Source organism: Agrobacterium sp. NPDC089420 (assembly GCF_044900305.1).
Lineage (GTDB): Bacteria > Pseudomonadota > Alphaproteobacteria > Rhizobiales > Rhizobiaceae > Agrobacterium.
The window spans coordinates 187,598-207,919 of the sequence record NZ_JBJDMY010000008.1 but is presented as its reverse complement, the minus strand read 5'-3'; the positions used below and the strand labels follow the sequence as shown (position 1 = coordinate 207,919).

At 59.9% G+C, this 20,322-nt stretch carries 18 protein-coding genes and 1 pseudogene; 9 read left to right on the top strand and 10 right to left on the bottom strand.

The genetic code is table 11. The features are described from left to right. The first annotated feature begins 30 nt into the window (after positions 1-30). The gene (locus ACI2KA_RS15030; RefSeq protein ID WP_404503267.1) at positions 31-666 is read left to right on the top strand and encodes a queuosine precursor transporter; all 636 of its coding nucleotides are present in this window, start codon (positions 31-33) and stop codon (positions 664-666) included. 34 nt (positions 667-700) lie between these two features. Here the strand turns inward: ACI2KA_RS15030 and ACI2KA_RS15025 are convergent, their stop codons facing one another. The 4 genes from ACI2KA_RS15025 to ACI2KA_RS15010 all read right to left on the bottom strand — a co-directional run bounded on the left by ACI2KA_RS15025 (position 701) and on the right by ACI2KA_RS15010 (position 5,418). Continuing rightward, positions 701-1,675, bottom strand: coding sequence for an esterase-like activity of phytase family protein (locus tag ACI2KA_RS15025; protein ID WP_404503289.1), 975 nt, complete (start codon positions 1,673-1,675; stop codon positions 701-703). A gap of 37 nt (positions 1,676-1,712) precedes the next feature. Further along, positions 1,713-3,617, bottom strand: a complete 1,905-nt coding sequence (cobT, locus tag ACI2KA_RS15020; protein WP_404503266.1) for a cobaltochelatase subunit CobT — start codon at positions 3,615-3,617, stop codon at positions 1,713-1,715. A 107-nt stretch (positions 3,618-3,724) separates the two neighbouring features. Further along, complete coding sequence (cobS, locus tag ACI2KA_RS15015) at positions 3,725-4,714, bottom strand: cobaltochelatase subunit CobS (RefSeq protein WP_003509875.1); 990 nt, start codon at positions 4,712-4,714, stop codon at positions 3,725-3,727. Between the two features lie 68 nt (positions 4,715-4,782). Next, a complete protein-coding gene (locus ACI2KA_RS15010; protein ID WP_404503265.1) occupies positions 4,783-5,418 on the bottom strand; it encodes a J domain-containing protein in 636 nt (211 codons plus the stop codon). A 114-nt stretch (positions 5,419-5,532) separates the two neighbouring features. Between ACI2KA_RS15010 and ACI2KA_RS15005 the strand changes: the two genes are divergently transcribed. Then, positions 5,533-5,814 carry a BolA family protein gene (locus ACI2KA_RS15005; protein ID WP_404503264.1) on the top strand — a complete coding sequence of 94 codons (282 nt, stop codon included), beginning with the start codon at positions 5,533-5,535 and terminating at the stop codon, positions 5,812-5,814. A 117-nt stretch (positions 5,815-5,931) separates the two neighbouring features. Here ACI2KA_RS15005 and aroB read toward each other — a convergent pair whose 3' ends face one another. After that, the gene (aroB, locus tag ACI2KA_RS15000) at positions 5,932-7,065 is read right to left on the bottom strand and encodes a 3-dehydroquinate synthase (RefSeq protein WP_404503263.1); all 1,134 of its coding nucleotides are present in this window, start codon (positions 7,063-7,065) and stop codon (positions 5,932-5,934) included. Positions 7,066-7,070: 5 nt separating this feature from the next. Beyond that, on the bottom strand, positions 7,071-7,652 hold the full coding sequence (locus tag ACI2KA_RS14995) for a shikimate kinase (protein WP_404503262.1): 582 nt from the start codon (positions 7,650-7,652) through the stop codon (positions 7,071-7,073). A 189-nt stretch (positions 7,653-7,841) separates the two neighbouring features. Here ACI2KA_RS14995 and ACI2KA_RS14990 point away from each other — a divergent pair, with 189 nt between their 5' ends. From ACI2KA_RS14990 to ACI2KA_RS14970, 5 genes are all read left to right on the top strand, one after another. Beyond that, positions 7,842-8,015, top strand: a complete 174-nt coding sequence (locus tag ACI2KA_RS14990; RefSeq protein ID WP_404503261.1) for a histidine kinase — start codon at positions 7,842-7,844, stop codon at positions 8,013-8,015. After that, complete coding sequence (locus tag ACI2KA_RS14985) at positions 8,012-8,998, top strand: site-specific tyrosine recombinase XerD (RefSeq protein ID WP_404503260.1); 987 nt, start codon at positions 8,012-8,014, stop codon at positions 8,996-8,998. The genes ACI2KA_RS14990 and ACI2KA_RS14985 overlap by 4 nt, the downstream gene beginning before the upstream one ends. 62 nt (positions 8,999-9,060) lie before the next feature. Further along, positions 9,061-10,014 carry an acetyl-CoA carboxylase carboxyltransferase subunit alpha gene (locus ACI2KA_RS14980; protein ID WP_404503259.1) on the top strand — a complete coding sequence of 318 codons (954 nt, stop codon included), beginning with the start codon at positions 9,061-9,063 and terminating at the stop codon, positions 10,012-10,014. A 194-nt stretch (positions 10,015-10,208) separates the two neighbouring features. Beyond that, positions 10,209-11,504 (top strand): L,D-transpeptidase family protein, encoded by a 1,296-nt coding sequence (locus tag ACI2KA_RS14975; RefSeq protein WP_404503258.1) that lies wholly within the window; start codon positions 10,209-10,211, stop codon positions 11,502-11,504. Next, on the top strand, positions 11,501-11,737 hold the full coding sequence (locus ACI2KA_RS14970; RefSeq protein WP_404503257.1) for a sulfurtransferase TusA family protein: 237 nt from the start codon (positions 11,501-11,503) through the stop codon (positions 11,735-11,737). The genes ACI2KA_RS14975 and ACI2KA_RS14970 overlap by 4 nt, the downstream gene beginning before the upstream one ends. Positions 11,738-11,833: 96 nt before the next feature. Here ACI2KA_RS14970 and ACI2KA_RS14965 read toward each other — a convergent pair whose 3' ends face one another. Beyond that, the gene (locus tag ACI2KA_RS14965) at positions 11,834-12,973 is read right to left on the bottom strand and encodes a CobW family GTP-binding protein (RefSeq protein ID WP_404503256.1); all 1,140 of its coding nucleotides are present in this window, start codon (positions 12,971-12,973) and stop codon (positions 11,834-11,836) included. Positions 12,974-13,170: 197 nt separating this feature from the next. After that, positions 13,171-14,229, bottom strand: a complete 1,059-nt coding sequence (locus ACI2KA_RS14960) for a D-alanyl-D-alanine carboxypeptidase family protein (RefSeq protein ID WP_404503288.1) — start codon at positions 14,227-14,229, stop codon at positions 13,171-13,173. 223 nt (positions 14,230-14,452) lie between these two features. Between ACI2KA_RS14960 and ACI2KA_RS14955 the strand changes: the two genes are divergently transcribed. Then, positions 14,453-15,616: a M20 aminoacylase family protein gene (locus ACI2KA_RS14955; RefSeq protein WP_404503255.1), complete on the top strand. Its 1,164-nt coding sequence runs from the start codon at positions 14,453-14,455 to the stop codon at positions 15,614-15,616. A 622-nt stretch (positions 15,617-16,238) separates the two neighbouring features. Then, a pseudogene (locus tag ACI2KA_RS14950) lies at positions 16,239-16,617 on the top strand (transposase); the annotation flags it as partial. 237 nt (positions 16,618-16,854) lie between these two features. Here ACI2KA_RS14950 and ACI2KA_RS14945 read toward each other — a convergent pair. After that, complete coding sequence (locus ACI2KA_RS14945; protein WP_404503254.1) at positions 16,855-18,795, bottom strand: GTP-binding protein; 1,941 nt, start codon at positions 18,793-18,795, stop codon at positions 16,855-16,857. A 344-nt stretch (positions 18,796-19,139) separates the two neighbouring features. Further along, on the bottom strand, positions 19,140-19,946 hold the full coding sequence (locus tag ACI2KA_RS14940; RefSeq protein WP_404503253.1) for an alpha/beta hydrolase: 807 nt from the start codon (positions 19,944-19,946) through the stop codon (positions 19,140-19,142). Positions 19,947-20,322 lie beyond the last annotated feature (376 nt).

Below are 20,322 nucleotides of genomic sequence, written 5' to 3'. Positions count from 1 at the left end.
CCAACTGGTGGCATCACCCAGGATAAAAAAATGCCCTATCTGCGCCATACGCTGATCTACGTTCTCTTGATGACACTGGTGGTCGTCGCCTCCAATATTCTGGTGCAATATCCGCTTTCCGGATCGCTCCTCGGCGTCAATCTCGGCGACCTTCTGACCTGGGGAGCCTTCACCTATCCGATCGCCTTCCTCGTCACCGACCTGACCAACCGCCAGTTCGGCCCGTCCATCGCGCGCCGCGTCGTGCTTGCCGGCTTCGTCGTCGGGGTCACGCTATCGTTCTGGACATCGATCCCACGTATCGCAGTCGCCTCCGGCACGGCCTATCTGATCGGCCAGCTGCTCGATATTTCCGTTTTCAACCGCCTGCGCCGCCAGCGCTGGTGGCATGCGCCGCTGGCCGGCTCCATGCTGGGTTCGGTTTTGGATACGGCGCTGTTCTTCTCCATCGCCTTTGCGGCAAGCTTCTCCTTCGTCGGCCCCAACGATGCCTTCGCCATCGAAAACGCCCCCATCCTCGGCGTTTTCGCCATGGAAGCGCCCCGTTGGATGTCCTGGGCGCTTGGCGATCTGTCGGTGAAGGTTCTGGTCGGCCTTGTCATGCTGCTGCCTTACGGCGCGCTGATGAACACGCTGAAGCCAATGCCGCCGGCCAAGGCCCTTTAAGGACGGTTTGGAACGCCCGCGCCTGCGGGCTTCTTCACTCCACCAGCCTGAATTCCAGCATCAGATTGCGTTGCAGAAACGAGTGATTGTCATCGGAAACGATGATGAGGCGCGTGGAGCCGTCCGGCCCCTTCACCACGTCCATGCCTTCCATATTGTCGATCTGATAGGCCATGCCGGCTTCCATGAGGATTTCGCCGTCCACCACCGCTGCCGGCCGGATGTCACCCCCGCGGATGCGGCGGATACGCATGCCAACACCCTCGGCAAAATTGAAGCGCCGCTCCAGAAGCAACAGATCGCCGTTCGGCAGAAAGGCGCCGTCCGTCACGTCGAATGATGGATGATGGGCAACGGCGAATGTGCCCTTCAGCGGTCCCTCAAGAATCGCAGCGAGAAGATTGCCGTCGGCATCAATGCTTTTCTCCGCCACCACGACAAGAGCGCCTGCGAGCGGCGAATCGGCCGGCGATACCGCCAGCGCCTCCATGCCGCCATTATGGCGCAGCTCGTTATTGGGGATGAGATGCGGCAGGCGGCCGAGCGGCTTCGCCGTGGCAAAGCCCGGATCGGGATAGATATCAATCCTGTGGCGTTGCTCGTAGCTGACGAAAACCTTGCCGTCACGCAGCGCCAGGCCCTCCGCATCCATCTCCATCTTGCGTGGCGGTTCGCGCCCGTTCATATCCAGCATGGGCGTTATACGGACCTCAGCGAGGCCGGACAACGCCCCGACTGCGTCACGCGTCACCCTGCCCGTCAGCCAATGGCCCGTATCCAGCACCGCGATAAAGTCCTCCCCGTTGGGGCGGAAGCGGATGGAGGATATGGCTCCGAACAACTTTTCCGGCGCACTCATCACCATGCCGCCGATGAATTCCAGCTTTCCGAAATGTTTCGCGCGCGTACCGACCTCGAAACCGGACAGCTGACGAACGCTGACCGGCACATCGATGGTGGAAGCGCCAATGGAAACGGGGAAGAACGCGACCGCCAGAATGGCGGCCATCGACAGCGTCTTGCAGGCGGAAGAAGCCCGGCCGCGTTTATCCAGCACGGCGGACCCTGCGGGACGAACCGGAGGCACTGCTCGTATCCTCAAAAAGAGCCGCGAGCTGCTCGGTCATCGCGCCAGCCAGTTCATCCGCATCGACGATGGTGACGGCGCGGCGGTAATAACGCGTCACGTCATGGCCGATACCGATCGCCAGCAATTCGACGGGAGACCGTGTCTCGATCTGCTCGATGACGGCGCGCAGGTGGCGCTCCAGATAGTTGCCCGGATTGACCGACAGGGTCGAATCATCGACCGGCGCACCATCCGAGATCATCATCATGATCTTGCGCTGCTCGGGGCGGCCGATCAGGCGGTTATGCGCCCACATCAGCGCCTCGCCGTCGATGTTTTCCTTGAGCAGGCCTTCGCGCATCATCAGGCCGAGATTGCGCCGCGCGCGCCGCCACGGGGCATCCGCCGATTTGTAGATGATATGGCGCAGATCATTGAGGCGGCCGGGCGAAGCGGGCTTGCCGTTGGCGAGCCATTGTTCGCGCGACTGTCCGCCCTTCCACGCCTTGGTGGTGAAGCCCAGAATTTCCACCTTCACGCCCGAGCGTTCCAGCGTGCGCGCCAGAATATCGGCGCAGGTGGCGGCAACCGTAATCGGACGACCGCGCATCGAACCGGAATTGTCGATGACGAGCGAGACAACGGTGTCGCGGAACTTGGTGTCGCGCTCCTTCTTGAAGGAAAGCGGCTGCATGGGGTCGATGATGAGCCGGACGAGCCGGGCCGGATCGAGATAACCCTCTTCCAGGTCGAAATCCCAGGAGCGGTTCTGCTGCGCCATCAGGCGGCGCTGCAGCCGGTTCGCAAGACGCCCGACGGCGCCCTGAAGATGGGCGAGCTGCTTGTCGAGGAAGGCGCGCAGACGGTCGAGCTCAGCCTCGTCGCACAGTTCCTCGGCATGGATTTCCTCGTCGAATTCCTGGCTGAAGATGCGGTAATCGACCTTCTCGTTGAAATCGTCGAAAGGGCTGTTGGGACGGCGGGTCTCGCCGGGCGTTTCGGAATCCTCGTCGAGATCGTCGGACATTTCCTCGTCCGACATCTCGGCGCCGTCCATCTCGCCTTCTTCCATTTCCTCCTGCGAGGCCTCGTTTTCATCGGCCGGCGTCGCGTCGGAGCCGGCCTCTTCCTCGACCTGCTCTTCTTCGGTCTCGTTGGTGCGCGGCTGGTCCTCGTTGGACTCCGCTTCCTGACTGTCAGGCTCGTTATCCTCGTCGCCGAAATCCTCCGCCATCTGCATGGAGGTCAGCATCTTGCGCACCAGCCGCGAAAACGCCTTCTGGTCGGTGATGACGCGTGAGAGATCGTTGAGGTCGCCGGCGGCCTTGTCCTCGATGAAATCGCGCCACAGATCGAGAACCTTGCCCGCACTTGCCGGCGGCCTTTCGCCGGTCAGCTTTTCGCGCACCAGAAGGGATACGGCCTCCGCAAGCGGGGCATCGTCCTTGTTGTTGATGCCGGAAAAATTCGCCTTGGCGTATTTTTCGGTGTTCATCGCCTGGATGTTGGAGGCCATGCCGGGCATGCGCAGCGCGCCGATGGATTCCACCCGCGCCTGTTCGACGGCGTCGAAAATCAGCCGCGCTTCTGCACCCTGTGGCGACATCACCGCATGGGTATCGGCATCATGGCAGGCAAGGCGCAGCGCCATGGAATCGCCGAGACCACGGGTGATGGCGATTTCCTGCGCGGTCGGTTTCTTGGAGATTTCCGGCAGACGCATGCGCTCGCCGGCAAGGCCCGGCCGCTCATTGGCGAAGACGACCTCCACCTCGGCATCGCCGGCAACGGATCGCACGCATCCGGCAATCGCCTGACGCAACGGCTCCGTATCGACCGCCGTACCCGGTTTCGCTCTGGAATTGTCGCCGCGCCCTGCCATTGTCTTTCCTGTCAGTTGCCGACGCTCGCGGCGCGCCCATCCCCTGGATGCGCGGCCGCCAGCGTCTTCAAGTCATCGGTGATCTTCTCCGGACAGACCGGGGACGATCAGGCGCTGAGAACGATGTTCGCGGCGCTTTCTTTGAGCTCGACGCCGAAGGCGCGCTGATATTGCTCGGCCACCAGCGTGCGCTCCAGCTCGTCGCACTTGTTGAGGAAGGTCACGCGGAAGGCAAAGGCGAGATCGCCGAAGATTTCCGCATTTTCCGCCCAGGTGATGACGGTACGCGGGCTCATGACCGTGGAAAGGTCGCCATTGACGAAGGCCGAACGGGTAAGGTCGGCCACGCGCACCATCTTGGAAACGGTTTCGCGACCCTTCGGATTGTCGAGGCTCTTCACCTTGGCGGCGATGATGTTCACTTCCTGCTCGTGCGGCAGGTAGTTCAGCGTGGTGACGATGGACCAGCGGTCCATCTGCGCCTGGTTGATCTGCTGCGTACCGTGGTAAAGGCCGGTCGTATCACCGAGGCCTACGGTGTTGGCGGTCGCGAAAATGCGGAAGGCCGGGTGAGGACGGATGACGCGGCTCTGGTCGAGCAGGGTCAGGCGGCCGGAGGATTCCAGCACGCGCTGGATGACGAACATCACGTCCGGGCGGCCGGCATCATATTCATCGAAAACCAGCGCGACATTGTGCTGGTAGGCCCAGGGCAGGATGCCGTCCTTGAATTCGGTGACCTGCTTGCCGTCCTTCAGAACGATGGCGTCCTTGCCGACGAGATCGATACGGCTGACATGGCTGTCGAGGTTGACGCGGACGCACGGCCAGTTGAGGCGGGCGGCGACCTGCTCGATATGGGTGGATTTACCCGTGCCGTGGAAACCGGACACCATGACGCGTCGGTTGTGAGCAAAACCGGCAAGGATCGCAAGCGTCGTATCGCGATCGAAAAGATAGTCGGGATCGAGGTCCGGCACATAGGCGTCGCCCTGGGAATAGGCGGGAACCCGCAGATCCGTATCAATGCCGAAAACCTCCCGCACGGACACCGTCGTGTCGGGCAGGTTGGAAATATCAAGGTCGATTTTGCTCATCACGTCTCCAAGGCGGGCGGCAGCCACCCGGCCACATCATCAATCAGGCGGTAAACACGTAAGTTGGCTTAGCAGAAACCTGACTGCTTTAACAATTGATATGCTTGAACAACAGCCCGAAAACGCTCTTCCGAACCACGATCGCCACCATTAGCATCAGGATGGTGCTTTTTGACAAGCTCCTTGTAGCGCCTTTTTATCTCTTCCTGCTTCGCACCGGCAGAAAGACCGAGCGTATCGAAGGCTTTTGCCTCCAGCGTCTTCAGCTTGCGGTCCTGCTGCAGGCGCTGTCCGCCAGCCCTTGCACTGCCCGCAAACCCGCCTGTGAAGCCGAAAGGATCGCGGATACGGGCATTTGCGCCAGCGGTGCCCGACCGCAGGGTGGAATGCAGCGGGCTGTCGCGCGCCGTCTTGTTGACACCCACCGTCCAGGTGGGACGATGCCCGGTGATCGCTTCCTTCTGGTATCGGGCGATCTCGCTGTCGGACAGGCCGGAAAAATAATTATAGCCCTTGTTGTATTCCTTCACATGCTCGAAGCAGAACAGGAAAAATTGCCCCTCGGCATTGCGGCCGACAGGTGCCCGGTGAACGCCCGGCTTGTCGCATCCGTCCCACTGGCAGGTGGGGGCCTGAACCTCAGGTTCCCGCTCCCTTTTCCGGCGCGTGCGGATGCGGTCGAAATATTTCGAATCCAGTTTCATGATGCCCTGATTATGGGGTGCGAAAAGCCGCACAACAAGAATTGACAAAGCGGAATGTTGCTGGCTTTTAGGTAGCCCCCTTCAAGACCAGCCAACAGGAATGGAGCCCTTCGCATGTCCCTGCGAGACCGTATAGAAACGAAGCTCCGTGAGAGCTTTTCACCGGAGCGCCTGCGGGTGGTCGATGAAAGCCGGATGCATGCGGGCCACCAGCCGGATATCACCGGCACGGGCGAGACGCACATGCGTGTTCAGATAGTGTCGGAGAGTTTCTCCGGCAAGTCTCGCGTCGAGCGTCACCGGGCAATCAACGCGCTCTTAAAGCCGGAACTCGATGCCGGCCTTCATGCGCTGGCGATTGAGGCGGCCGCCCCCGGGGAAACGGTGCGGTTTTAAACCCCGAGCAAGTCCTCTCCCCTCATCCGGCCCTTTCGGCAACCGTCTCCCGCCAAGGAGAAGGTCGGGGGCACGCGAGGCGATGAGGGGGCGTTCACCGCACTGCTCGGCGCCAATTCACCCCGGATGTTTCTCCGACAGGAAGGACTGCACCTCGGACGCCGCCACGTCATCCGCGACGAAGGACTGGCCGATGCCATGGGTGAGGATGAAGGTGAGCTTGCCGCCCTTGACCTTCTTGTCCTGCGCGATCGCCGTCATCAGCGTCTCGACCGGCGGCAATTCGCCGGGAATGTCCTTCATCGTCGTCGGCAGGCCGACAGCCTTCAGATGCGCCTCGACGCGGGCCGCATCATCGGGGCTGGCAAGGTTGAGGCGGGCGGAGAACTGGTGCGCCAGCACCATGCCGATGGCGACACCTTCGCCGTGAACCAGCCGCTTGCTGTCGTAATTGGTCGCGGCTTCCAATGCATGGCCGAAGGTGTGTCCGAGATTGAGAAGCGCGCGCACGCCGTTTTCCTTCTCGTCGGCCACCACCACATCGGCCTTGGCCTGGCAGCTCGTGGCAATCGCCTGAATGCGGGCCGGGCCGCCGGCGCGGATGTCATCCCAGTTCTTTTCCAGCCAGAAGAAGAAATCCGGCTTGTCGATCAGGCCGTATTTCACCACTTCGGCGTAACCGGCGCGGAACTCCCGCGGGCTCAGCGTATCGAGCACCGCCGTATCGGCCAGCACCAGATCGGGCTGGTGGAAAACACCGACTAGGTTCTTGCCGTGGCGAGTATTGATGCCGGTCTTGCCGCCGACGGAGGAATCGACCTGCGCCAGAAGCGACGTCGGTATCTGCACGAAGCGCACGCCGCGGCGCACGATGCCGGCGGCAAAACCGGCAAGATCGCCGATCACGCCGCCGCCGAGCGCGATCACGGCATCGTTGCGCTCCACCCTTGCGGAGAGAACCGCATCGCAGACGGTGACCAGATGCTCGAAGCTCTTGGTCTTTTCACCGGCCGGCAGGGTCAGCGACACCGCCTCGATGCCGTCCGTCTGCAAACCGTCCATCAGGCCTTCGAGGTAAAGCGGCGCGACATGCTCGTCGGTGATGATCGCCGCGCGCCTGCCCTTCCGCCGCGCCGAAATCTCGCCGCCCGCCCTACCGATCAGGCCCGGCCCGATCAGAATGTCGTAGGCGCGCTCACCGAGCGGCACATGGACAAGGCGTTCATCGGCATGGATTTCGGAAGGCGTCATGGGGATCAGTCTTTCTGTTCGAGGCCGGCAATGGCGGCCAGCGCTTCGGTCGCGATGATTTCCTTGCGGACATCACGCGACAGGATGGTGATATCCGCTTCCGCATAGATCGGGTAGCGTTTTTCCATCAGGGCCGCCAGCGTGGCCTTGGGATTTTCGGTCTTGAGAAGCGGGCGATGGTCGCGCTTGTTGACCCTTTCCCAGAGAACATCGAGATCGGCCTTCAGCCACAGCGAAATGCCGCCGCGCGTGATGTGCCGCCGGGTATTGTCGTTGATGAAGGCGCCGCCGCCGGTGGAAATCACCTTGGGACCGCCGCGCAGAAGCCGCTTGATGACCCGCGTTTCCAGCGCCCGGAACTCCTCCTCGCCATAGGTGGCGAAAAGCTCGGAGATCGTCATGCGCGACACGCGCTCGATTTCGACATCCGTATCGACGAACGGAACCCTGAGCTGCTGGGCGACGATACGGCCTACCGCCGACTTTCCAGCCCCCATCAGTCCGACGAAGACGATGTTGCGCCGTCCGATCTTTGCCCGCGCTTGCTCCCCGAGCGTGGCCGGGACCGATAAATTCGTTTCATTCATAAATTTGAAAGCCCGTTTGGCATGGATATCGGCAAATGTTTACGAAGCGTCAAGCCAAATTGCTGACTGAATTGCGGTGAATCACAATCATCGCCGCATGCGGCGCGGGGCGTCAGCGGGCTTTTTGAGCTTGCCGCCGCTTTCGCCGCACCGCATATAGGTTGAGACCGCCACCCTGATGGAGCCAGCATGCCCACCCTCTTCCGCTTCACGATGATACTGGCGACCATCGCGGGGCTGATCTATGGCGGCATGGTGCTGCTCGTCATGGTCGTGAAACCGCGCGACCGCGAAGTGACAGTACGCATCCCCTCCGAGCGGCTGAATCCGCCGGCGGCGGAGCCGGCAAGGCGCAGCCCATGAGCGCACGGCAGGCGGGAGGGCGCGATGGGGCGCGGCTTGAAAGTTTTCTGGAAATGATGAGCGCGGAGCGGGGCGCGGCCGCCAGTACGCTCTCTTCCTATGAGCGCGACCTCGCCGACCTGCGCGAATTTCTGGCTGGCCGCGGTCAATCGCTGACGGAAGCGCAGACGCCTGAGCTTTCCGCCTATCTCACCCATCTTTCCGCCCAGGGTTTCGCCGCCACCTCACAGGCGCGACGCCTTTCCTCCATGCGGCAGTTCTATCGTTTTCTCTATGCGGAAGGGCTGCGCGGCGATGAGCCGACCGACATCATCGACGCGCCGAAAAAGGGGCTCGCTTTACCGAAGACGATGAGCGTCGCCGACGTCAACAGGCTGCTCGGCCTCGCCGCAGAGGAAGCGGCCACGCCCGGCCCCGGCCAGCTTGCCCGCATTCGCATGCACCTGCTGCTCGAACTGCTTTATGCCACCGGCATGCGCGTCAGCGAACTGGTCTCCCTGCCTGTCAAGGTGCTGCGCCAGGAGGGCCGTTTCCTGATGATCCGCGGCAAGGGCAATAAGGATCGCATGGTGCTGCTGTCGCGCGCCGCCATCGAGGCCATGGAAAAATATGAGGCCGCCCGAAAAGCGCTCGCCCCGGAAAGGAGCGGGGCGCGGAAAAAAGCCGACGCGCCGGAAAGCCCGTGGCTCTTTCCCTCGAACGGCAAGGAAGGACACCTGCCCCGCCAGGTCTTCGCCCGCGACCTGAAGGACATCGCCATTCGCGCCGGTCTCACTCCATCCGCAGTATCGCCGCACGTCCTGCGTCACGCCTTTGCCAGCCACCTGCTGCAGAACGGCGCGGATCTGCGCGCCGTGCAGGAACTGCTCGGCCATTCCGACATTTCCACGACACAAATCTATACACATGTGCTGGAAGAACGCTTGCAAGAGCTGGTACAAACACATCACCCCCTTGCCAAACAGGGCAAAAACCTTGATTAGAGCGACCGGAACCGCCGGATAATCCGGTCAAACCTTGCGCAAAACGATCGGAAACGGATCTCATGCACAATTATCTCGACTTCGAAAAACCTATCTCGGACCTTGAGGGCAAGATCATCGAGCTGAAGAAGCTTGCCGATGAAGACGAGAGCATAGACACCTCGGAGGAGATCAACCGGCTGGAATCGCGCGTCAACGACGCGATGCAGGACATTTATTCCAAGCTGAACGCCTGGCAGAAAACGCAGGTCGCGCGCCATCCGCAGCGTCCGCATTTCGTCGACTACGCCAAGGCGCTGTTCACCGATTTCACGCCGCTGGCCGGCGACCGCAAATTTTCCGAAGACGCCGCCATTCAGGCAGGTCTTGCCCGTTTCAACGGCCAGCCCGTCGCCATCATCGGCCAGGAAAAGGGCAACGACACCAAGAGCCGCCTGAAGCATAATTTCGGCAGCCCGCGCCCGGAAGGTTACCGCAAGGCGATCCGCGTGCTGGAACTGGCCGATCGTTTCTCGCTGCCGGTCATCACCCTCATCGATACCGCAGGCGCCTATCCCGGCGTCGGCGCGGAAGAACGCGGCCAGGCGGAAGCCATCGCCCGCTCGACCGAGATGTGCCTCAATGTGAAAGTTCCGATCGTCTCCGTCGTTATCGGAGAAGGCGGCTCGGGCGGTGCAATCGCGATCGCCACCGGCAACCGCGTCTACATGCTCGAACATGCGATCTATTCGGTGATCTCGCCGGAAGGTGCGGCCTCCATTCTGTGGCGCGATTCCACCCGCGCCAAGGAAGCCGCAACCAACATGAAGATCACCTCGGAAGACCTGAAATCGCTCGGCGTCATCGATGGAATCATCCCCGAACCGATCGGCGGCGCGCACCGCGATCCGGCCACGGTGATCGGCGCGACCGGCGATGTGATTGCCAAGGCGCTTTCCGATCTTTCGCAGCGTTCGGGCACGCAATTGCGCGCCGAACGCCGCCAGAAGTTCCTGGATATCGGCAGAAACCTTTAAATCCAGCCTTATTTTCCTTGAATATCGCCCCAACTCGGCCATAGTCCGATCACATCAATCGATGTATCGGCGGCCGTGGTGGGACGACATCCGATTCAGTTAAGAAGATGTAAACGGTTAATACCGTATTTAAAATACACGCGGGACGGTGTAGAACTTGCGCCGCTTCGTGCCATCGTCTTTCGGATCAGATCATGCGTTTGACACATTTTGCACTTCTTGCCTGTACCGCGCTCATTCTCGCCGGCTGCAACGATACGCTCGAAACCGTCGAACGTGACGTCTCCCACGTCAAGAACAAGGTCGATTACCCGCTGTCTCCCGCCATTCTGGCCGAAATCGACAAGCGGGGCATGGACCGCACCTCACCGATCATGATCCGCATCTTCAAGGAAGAAGGTGCATTGGAAATCTGGAAGGCCAAGCGCGACAACCGCTTCGACAAGATCGCGGAATATCAGATCTGCGCCTGGTCCGGCAAACTCGGCCCGAAGGTGAAGGAAGGCGACCGCCAGGCGCCGGAAGGTTTCTACAACCTGACGCCCGCGCATCTCAATCCGAACTCGAAATATTATCTTGCCATCAATACCGGCTTTCCGAACCGTTACGATGCCGCCAATGGCCGCAACGGCACCAACCTGATGATCCACGGCGCCTGCTCGTCGTCCGGCTGTTATTCGATGACGGATGCGCAGATTCTTGAAATCTACGGTTTCGCGCGCGACGCCTTCAAGGGCGGCCAGAAGACCGTGCAGCTGCAGGCCTTTCCCTTCCGCATGACGGCGGAAAACATGGCCCGCCACCGCCAGAGCGAGCATCTGGAATTCTGGAAGATGCTGAAGGTCGGTTACGACAATTTCGAAGTCACCAAGCGCCCGCCGGACGTGAATGTCTGCGAGAAGAAATATGTCTTCAACCAGCAGACGGAAGGCGGCAGCTTCAACGCGTCTGCCCAATGCCCGGCCATGAGCACGCCGCCGGCGCTGGTCAGCGCGCTGTCGAGCTACGAGAAGACCTACGATCTCGCTTATGAAAAGGCGATGAAGAAATATGACGGCATGGCCTGGTACGATCCGAGCGAGGCGGAGCGCAAGGCGCTGGTGGCCGACAAGCGCAAGGGCCGCGAGCCCGCCTATGCCCCGACCGGCTCGGCGCTGAAGGCCGGCAAGCTGATGAAGGAAACGGAATATGCCGCGCTGATGGAGAAAAAGGCGCAGCAGGTGACGTCTTCCTCACCGACGACGACCGCAACCGCCTCGTCCCTGCGCGGCCCGCGACCTTCCGCTGTCCAGCCCGTCGCACCACAGTCGAACCCTGCTCCCGCGGCCCCGACCATGGTTGCCGCGGCCACCCCCGCAGCAGCCGGTCAGACCGGTGCTGCAGCCCAGAGCATCCCGGTCCCGGCCCTGAACCCGCTTGCCTATTCCGCGGCACCGGCACCGGAAGCACCGGAAAAGAAGCCGTTCTGGAAGTTCTGGGCCAAGGAATGAGCGAAGCGACCGAAGTAATTTACGATTTGAGGGGGCTTAAATGCCCCCTTCCGGTTTTGAGAAGCCGCAAGAAGCTTGCGGCGCTGAAGACAGGCGATGTTTTGACCGTCGAGACGACCGATCCGCTGGCGGTGATCGATATTGCCCATATGTGCAATGAGGATGGCCACAGTCTGGTCGAGACGGTTGCGGTGGACAAGGGGCATCGGTTTCGGATTGTGAAGGGCGGGTAAGCGACATTCGACGGCGGCGCTCGGGGCTTACCCCTTTGTCCGGCAGGACAGAGGGGGGTGAACCACACCCACCGGCCTGGACCATCACGGCACGCCCTAGAACCGCAACCCCGAAACCGCCAGCGGATTATCCGTGATCGCTTGCCTGTCCGGCCGGTCGATGCCCGGCACGCCGGTGAAGGCGGCGAACAGGTCCTGTACGAAAGCCTCCGGCAAATCCTTCGTGATCAGCACCATGCGCGTGCGCTGATCAGCCGGGTCCGGCCAAGCCGCGAGGCGCTCCGGCGTGTGGAAAATAGCCTGAACCCCATGCAGCACCAGAGGCCGGGCCGGATTATCCGACAGCTTGACGATGGCCTTCATGCGCAGGAGCTTTTCCCCATGCGCCGAGCGCAGCAGATCCACGAACATTTCGACAGCCATCGGCTCGATCGGCTGATCGTGAATGATCGAGAAGGAACGGATCGATGCATCGTGCCGGTTCACGTCGTGATGATGGTGATGGTGATGGTGATGATCATCACCGTGATGATGGTCATGATCATGGTGGTGGTCATGATCGTGTACCGCCTCTTCGCCCAGCCAGCGGCCGACATCGGCATTTTTGCTGCCGGCATCGTAAAGGCCGTTGTCGAGAAGTTCTGCAGCGCTCCAGTCGACGCTGTCAGCATCCTCGATCGTTGCCCGCGGATTGAGCGCCTGCAGGCGTGCCGTCAGCGCTGAAATCGTGGCGGCATCGGCGAGCGCGCGCTTGGTCACGACCAGACGGTCGGCCACCGCCGCCTGCTTCACGGATTCCTGATGATTATCGAGCGTGGACAAGCCGTTGACGGCATCCACCACCGTAATCATGCCGTTGAGTACGAAATTCTGCGCAATCACCGGATTGCCCATGATCGATTGCATGACCGGGGCAGGATCGGCAAGGCCCGTGGTCTCGATCACAACCCGCTTCACCGGCTTCAGCTTGCCAGTCTGGATTCCATCCATCAGTTCCGCCAGCGTATCCACCAGTTCCCCGCGCACCGTGCAGCACAGGCAGCCTTCCGCCAGTTCGATGATGCCCTCACCCGCGCTTTCGACCAGCATGTGATCGATGCTGACGTCACCAAATTCATTGATGATGATTGCGGCGTCACTCATCTCGGGGTCTTTGAGAAGCCGGTTGAGCAGCGTCGATTTTCCGGCGCCGAGAAATCCGGTGATGATGGTGACCGGTATACGCTCGCGAGACATGCCTTGCCTGTATGGTTGAGCGCGGCTCCGGCACATCGATGGATGATATTCGACCCGGAACAGCGCGATAGTCACAAAATCGCCCGGAGCCTGAATGCCACGGGCGACACTGTAATATCATAACAGATCGATGCTGCGAATAGCCAATCCGAAAGCCGCGTCCAGCCTCAAGCGCTGAAGGGAGCCGCCCCGATCAATCAGAATGTCGGCCGCGGAATCGGGATCGGCACGTTGGCCAGTTCACCCTTGCCGGCCGCGCCCTTGGCGGTGTTGACGGCCACGGTCTCGCTGCCCGGAATGAGGCCGGCGAAGGAATATTCCGGCGGTCGCGTCATTTCCGTCACGTAGGGCGAATGGATGACCATGCGGCCCGCCTCATCGCGGCTTTCGCTGCGCACCTTGGCAGCCTTCGGATTGCAGATTTCGGCGCTGACGTCATTCACATCGCCGGTGTCGCCATAGGGCGCCAGTGACGCGAGCGAAACGCCCTGGCCGGAAGGCGCCGTCAGCCCCATCTGCAGCAGATCGGCGGACTGGTCGGTTCGTCCGGCAAGGCTGTCTGCGCCCAGCACCACGGTGATGACCGAACGGCCATTGCGCACGGCGGACGAGACCTGGTTGAAGCCGGAGGCGCAGATGAAGCCTGTCTTCATGCCGTCGGCGCCATCGAAACGGCCGACCAGCATGTTGAAATTGGCGTAGTTCTTCTTGCCGGTGGTGACGCCTTCCAGCGAGAAATAGCCGGCATATTCCGGGAACTCACGCTTGATGATCAGCGCCAGCAGCGCCAGATCCCGGGCCGTCGTGTATTGTCCCTTGCCGGGCAATCCGTTGGGGTTCACATAACGGGTGGAACTCATGCCCAGGCGCTGCGCCTGCGCATTCATCTGCGCCACAAAATTCTCGCTGGTGCCGCCGATGGTCTCGGCAATCGCCACGGCGATGTCATTGGCGGACTTGATGAGCAGCAGCTTCAGCGCGCTGTCCATCGTCAGCTTCTGGCCCGGCTTGAAATACATTTTCGAGGCCGGCTGATCGGCGGCCTTCTTGCTCATCACCACTTCCGTCTGCGGGCTGATCTTGCCGGCCTTCATCTGCGAAAAGGCGATATAGGCGGTCATCAGCTTGGTCAGCGAGGCGGGATACCACTTGGCGAAGGCTTCCTGATGGGAAATCACCTTGCCGGTTTTGACATCCACCACCATTTTCGGATTGGCATTGGCCACGGGCGCCGTGGCAACAAGGCCGGCGGCCATGATGGCAATGGCTGCGGAAAGCCGCCGGGCGGCGTTTGGCGATTTGAATGTCTGTGGCAAGGCTTGTCCTCGAATTCCCGTCTTCGGTCGGGGAATGGCAATATTCACCATATATGTCCTAGCAATGGCAAAGTACATTGATTACGTCAATTATGCGGCGCACTATCCACCACGGAGGATGGCTTTTACCACGCGCCGCACCGATGAACCCAGGAATGAACGAATGCCGATTTTGAACAGAGCCGCCGAACTTCAGCAGGAAGTCAGCGAATGGCGGCGTCACCTGCATGAAAATCCCGAGATTCTGTATGATGTCGACAACACCGCGGCCTTCGTCGCCGACAAGCTGAAATCCTTCGGCGTTGACGAAATCGTGACCGGTCTCGGCCGCACCGGTGTAGTGGGCATCATCAGGGGCAATCTCCCGGGCAACCGTACCATCGGCTTCCGGGCGGACATGGACGCGCTGCCCATAATCGAGGAAACCGGCAAGCCCTGGGCATCAAAAACGGCGGGCGCGATGCATGCCTGCGGCCATGATGGCCACACCGCCATGCTGCTCGGCGCCGCCAAATATCTCACCGAGACCCGCAATTTCGCCGGCTCGATCGCCGTCATCTTCCAGCCCGCCGAAGAAGGCGGTGCAGGCGCGCTCGCCATGGTGGAGGACGGGCTGATGGAGCGCTTCGGCATCAACGAGGTCTATGGCATGCACAACATGCCGGGCATTCCGCTCGGCGCCTTCGCCATCCGCAAGGGCGGCATCATGGCGGCACCGGACAAGTTCTCGATCACGGTCAAGGGTCGCGGCGGTCACGCCGCGCAGCCGCACCGCACCATCGATCCCATCACCATCGGCGCGCAGATTGTCGGCAACCTGCAGATGATCGCCTCGCGCAACGCCGATCCGATCCGTTCCGTCGTCGTCTCCGTCACCCGTTTCCACGCCGGCTCCAGCCACAACATCATCCCCAATGAGGCGCTGATCGCCGGCACGGTCCGCAGCCTGGACGAAACGGTGCGCGACCTCGCCCAGGAGCGCATCAAGCAGATGGCGGAAGGCATCGCGCTTGCCAATGGCGCGGAAGCCGAAGTCGTCTACGAGCGTTATTGCCCGGTGACCTTCAACCACGCCGCTGAGACCGACTACGCCATTCATGCGGCCCGCGATGTGGCTGGCGAGCCGAATGTCGATCCCGACGTCGATCCGTCCATGGCGGGCGAGGATTTTTCTTTTATGCTGAAGGAAAGACCGGGTTGCTTCATCTTCATCGGCAATGGCGATTCGGCCGGACTTCACAATCCGGGCTACGACTTCAACGACGAGGCCATCGCCCACGGCATTTCCTACTGGGTGAAGCTGGCCGAACAGCGCCTGACGCGCTGATTGCCGGCGGATGCGAAGAAAGCCGAGGAAGAGATCGACCGTGATGAAGAACGCGGTTGATCCGCCGGCTGCCTCGGGTTAAAGAGCAGTTCAGTGTCCACGTAGCTCAGCAGGATAGAGCACAGGATTCCTAAGACAAATTGGGGGTTGCGCCCGGAAACGACGCAATCGATCTGCTCAAAGTCGGGGAAAGCTTCGCTGGTCTTCCAGCATGCCAATCCCGAGCCAAGCTCCGGAGAAATCCGGTGAAGGTGTAGAGACTGGATGGGCAGCACCTAAAGGCCGTAAGGCCCATGGTGAAGGGACAGTCCAGACCACGAACGTCCTGTCCATTGGCGACGGGACGGCGGTTAAAGCCGAAGTGGTACGAATCCTGGGGTCGGAGGTTCGAATCCTCTCGTGGACACCAAATTTCCTGAAGCGATTATGATGTAAGTCATTGATAAATGATTGCGCTCCATAGGTTTGTCGCTATTTCACTTGGTTGGGTCGAAATGCTCCGATAGGTTTGCCTGGAGCCAAAAATGTGGTCTTCCCCCCTGAAAAGTGATCCTTCATGAAGTATGGCTTATGAGCCTCAGAAGGACATTGAAATGGCAGCAAAAAGGCAGAAGAGATCGTCATGAAGCTTCGTCAAGTTGACGTGCTGAATGCGCAGGGAAAATCGATGGCGGAAGCGATCCGGTCGATAGGCGTGACGGAAGTTACATGTTATCGATGGCGGAGCGAATATGACGGCCTGAAGGGCGGCCAGGTGAAGCGCCTGAAAGAGTTGAAACGGAGAATGCCCGGCTGAGGCGTGCAGTTTCCGACCTCACGCTGGACAAGATGATCCTTGCCGAGGCCGCCAAGGGAAACTTCTGAGCCCCGCCCGTCGCCGCGCTTGCGTGGACCATGTCATCGATGAACTGAAGGTATCCGAGCGTCGGGCATGCCGGGTTCTCGGTCAGCATCGCTCCACGCAGCGCAAGATCGCCAAGACCCCGGATGACGAAGCAGCGGCCTGGTCTCGCCAAAATGGACCGGCGTCAAAACCAATAGTGGCCAGCAGGCCGAGCATGCAATAACATTCCAAACGGATCACCCCGTGGGGGCAGGCCACAATGAGCCCCCCCTTTCAGTGCGGTTACGCGCACGATGATAGACAACTGGCTCCAAACCAGCTCCGAAGATGCCGCCAAAGCAATGACTCCGGGATCGCGTAAGAATGACTGTTATGGCTGGGACAGGCCATTTGTTTATCGTCGGGTCATTGCAAGAAATTCTACGCGATTGAACGGGTTTGCCGACGTACGGGAGCGACGGGGTGGCGGACCGCTCAAAGGTGCGTGATGATCGAACGTGCTTTCCATGGTACCGACACCACTGGTAAGCCCTGGAAGCTGGCGGCGGATACCCTGAACATGGATGGACGCAATCATGCCGTCCAGTCGAGCAACGCTGTTCTCGATCAATGTCTCCGATATCAAGGCACCACACTTGGCGAGAAGTGTTGCCATCCCCGGAAGCGTAGGTAACGGAATCTCCAGTTGGAAATGCTCGACGGGTTCACAGACGACCATTCCCGCATGAGAAAGTGCCTCGGCCAGAACCAAAGGTGTGAGCCCACGGAAGTCTGCCGCAGTGCTGGATGGGGAACTGTGCCGGACGCCAGTGAGCACGACCTGACAATCGATGACCTGCCAACCGAAAACACCAGCCTTGAGAGTCTCCAATACCGTCTCCTCTATTGCACGGTAGAAGCTGATCGGCATCTGCCCGACATCGGCCTCCACCGTATATGCGTTTCCTGAGCCAGATGGTCGAGGTTCGACCCTCAGGCCGATTGTTGCAAGAAACGGATTGGGGTCTCTGAATATTGTTTCGAGCGCGTTTGCCGGCCTAGCTGGTCTTTCAACGTAGATGACAGTGCTTTCCTCGAAAGTCGCATCGACCCCAAATTCTGCAAGAAGGGTGGCCTGAACGATCTCCTTCTGCACCTCTCCGTAAAGTGACAGATACATCTCGTTTGCATCCTCCGTGCTACGCAGATTGATGAGCGGGTCCTGTTCCGAAAGCTGCTGCAAGGCAAGCCACAATGCCCTGTTTTCCGACGGCCGCCGTGCCACGACACGTGTTTCAATTGTTGGCGGCGCAAACTGGTACATAAAAGCGCGTCCCGTGTCCGGTCCGATCAAGTCGCCGATCCGCGCTCCCGCGAGACCTCCGACCTTCACGATCTGTCCGGCTCTGGCGTGATCGCATCTGCGCAATCCCGGTTCGCCGAACACCTGGAGGCTCGTTATCTTGGTGGGCCCGGTTGGCAATTCGATAGTGTCGCGAGCGCTTACAGTTCCGGCTTCGAGGTTAATGAAGGCGAGTTTTTCGCCACCCCAGCCGCGTTCAATCTTGAAGACGCTACCCCGTACAGGGAGCGACGGGTTGGGAAGGCGACTGGGCAACAGAGTTTCTATCGCATCGATGAGGTCGGCCCCCCCGATTCCGGTCATCGCAATCCCACCGTAAGCCGGGTGTACAAGACCCTTGGATACCTGTGTCGCGATGGCCTTTTGCAGTCTCTGCGTACCCAATCGCTCAGGAGCTAGGACATAGTCGTCAAGCAAAGTTGCATCGTCCAAGGCAAGTATTTCACACATTCGGGAAAAGTGGGGCTCCCGCTCCATATCGATCGCTTCTACCACGGCACGACGGCTACCGATATTGGTGACGCTCGACATGGCAAGTGGCCGGACGGCCAACTGCCGGGCGATATCGGCTAGCACGTCCTCGTACCGCGCTCCGACCCGGTCAATCTTGTTCACAAAAAACAGGAAAGGAATTCCCAGGCGCTGAAGCGCGCGAACAAGAATTCGCGTCTGGGCCTGTATGCCTTCAACGGCCGAGACGACGACAATCGCGGCATCCAGCAATCGCAACACCCGTTCCACCTCGGCAATGAAATCGGGATGGCCAGGCGTGTCGATCAGATTGACGGAAAGGTCTCCAATCCGAAACGCAGCGACGGCAGCAGCGATAGTGATACCGCGCTGCCGTTCGAGTTCCAGACTGTCCGTCTGGGTATTTCCACCATCAACGGTTCCCAGCTTGTCGATGGCACCGGTATCAAAAAGGAGTCGTTCAGTGAGGCTGGTTTTGCCTGCGTCCACATGGGCTAGAATGCCCAGATTCAAAGTGCGCATGTCCAATCATCTTCTCAAAATTTCTGATCTGAGTTTTTTGAGAAGGGACTCGGCGCATTGGGACCTCCAAGGTGAACGTCTATTGAGGCAGCGTCTGAAGTTCAGGCGAGCGACCGATATTAGTGACAGCGGGCCGGGATCGTCAATACGGATTGCCGGTGGAGTTTGGGGCAACTTTCGCACCAGAGCGTCACGTCCAGCGGTTTTGCGTTCGAAGATGGCGATGGATCAGAAATATTCGCGTATCGAACTATTCAAAATCCATGGCTTCGAAAGCCTTGGGGAGTACGAACGCTTTGTTCGTTGGCTAAGCAGTCTAATTGCTGCTGGAGCTTGCGATGAGATTATCCATGATTTCTTAAATAGCGGACTGTAGCGCCGATTAAACTATTCAGGGTTTCTACGCTGGAGGCCGTGTTGAACACATGGTCCATGGCGACCTCCCAGACAATGTTCTCTCCAGCATGAGCTGCGGCAAACTTTTTCGCGGTTCCGCGAGGTATTGCGTCATCAAGGGTGCCCTCTGCAATAAAAGCGGGGCCTACGTACCGGGATAGTTCCGCCACAGGAGCAAAACTTGCAACCTCCAAGAAGAATTGTGGTCCCAGCGTAATGGACGCTCCCCAAGGCAACGTCAATTTCGTTGCCCCCTTGCTGTCCAGACCTCGCAGATAGGCATCTTGGCCGATCAAGCCGGGGAAAGAAATATGGGGCTCTCCCACAGCGGCCCACAGTGCCACCCCTGATAGGCGATTGGTTCGGCCCGCAGCCGCCGCCGCGACCAGTCCGCCTTGGCTCCAACCAAGTAAGACAATCTTGCCATTTCCCAGACTCGGTTGGGCGGCGATGAAATCCATGGCGGCCAAGCAGTCGTCAATCTGTGTTGAGTAGCTCATCTCTTCGGTAGAACCATCACTGTCGCCCGAGCCGCGAAAATCAATTCGCAAGGAGGAATGGCCCAGATCAGCCAACGCGGCGGCAACGTATTCAAAAATCCCGATCCCGAGTGACGGAATCACAAGTTCATTCCGCGTGCCTGCAAAGCCATGGAGCAGCAAAAACGTCGGGTTTTCAGAGGTTTTAGCATGACGTATGGTTCCCATAATCGTCTGCCCGCCAGATTTGAATGAAACAGTTTTCTCTGACGTCATCACATTTATCTCTCGGTATTCTTGCACGGAATCGATGAGAACATACCGCAACTCGGCGAATATCGCGCACTTGATTTCTTGTCTAAGATGCCCTTCGTTGACGGACAAAATCGTTGTACATCAGGCGTCGCCATCCAACGAAATTTACCCCGGATTTCGCGGACTACCAAGAAAGCCCCCCTGCTTCGGTACATCCGCTTCCAAGTGCTGCGGAGAGATGCGCAGGCGACCTGTCCAGCGTCGAGTTATGGAGGAAAACTGGCCTTGCAGTCCTGTTTTGCCAGAATGGTGACGCAGGTAGACGTGTACGGCACGGGAGCTTTGCCATCAAAACTATTCATCGGAGCGATACTCAGCTCGTGATGGATTCCCCGAT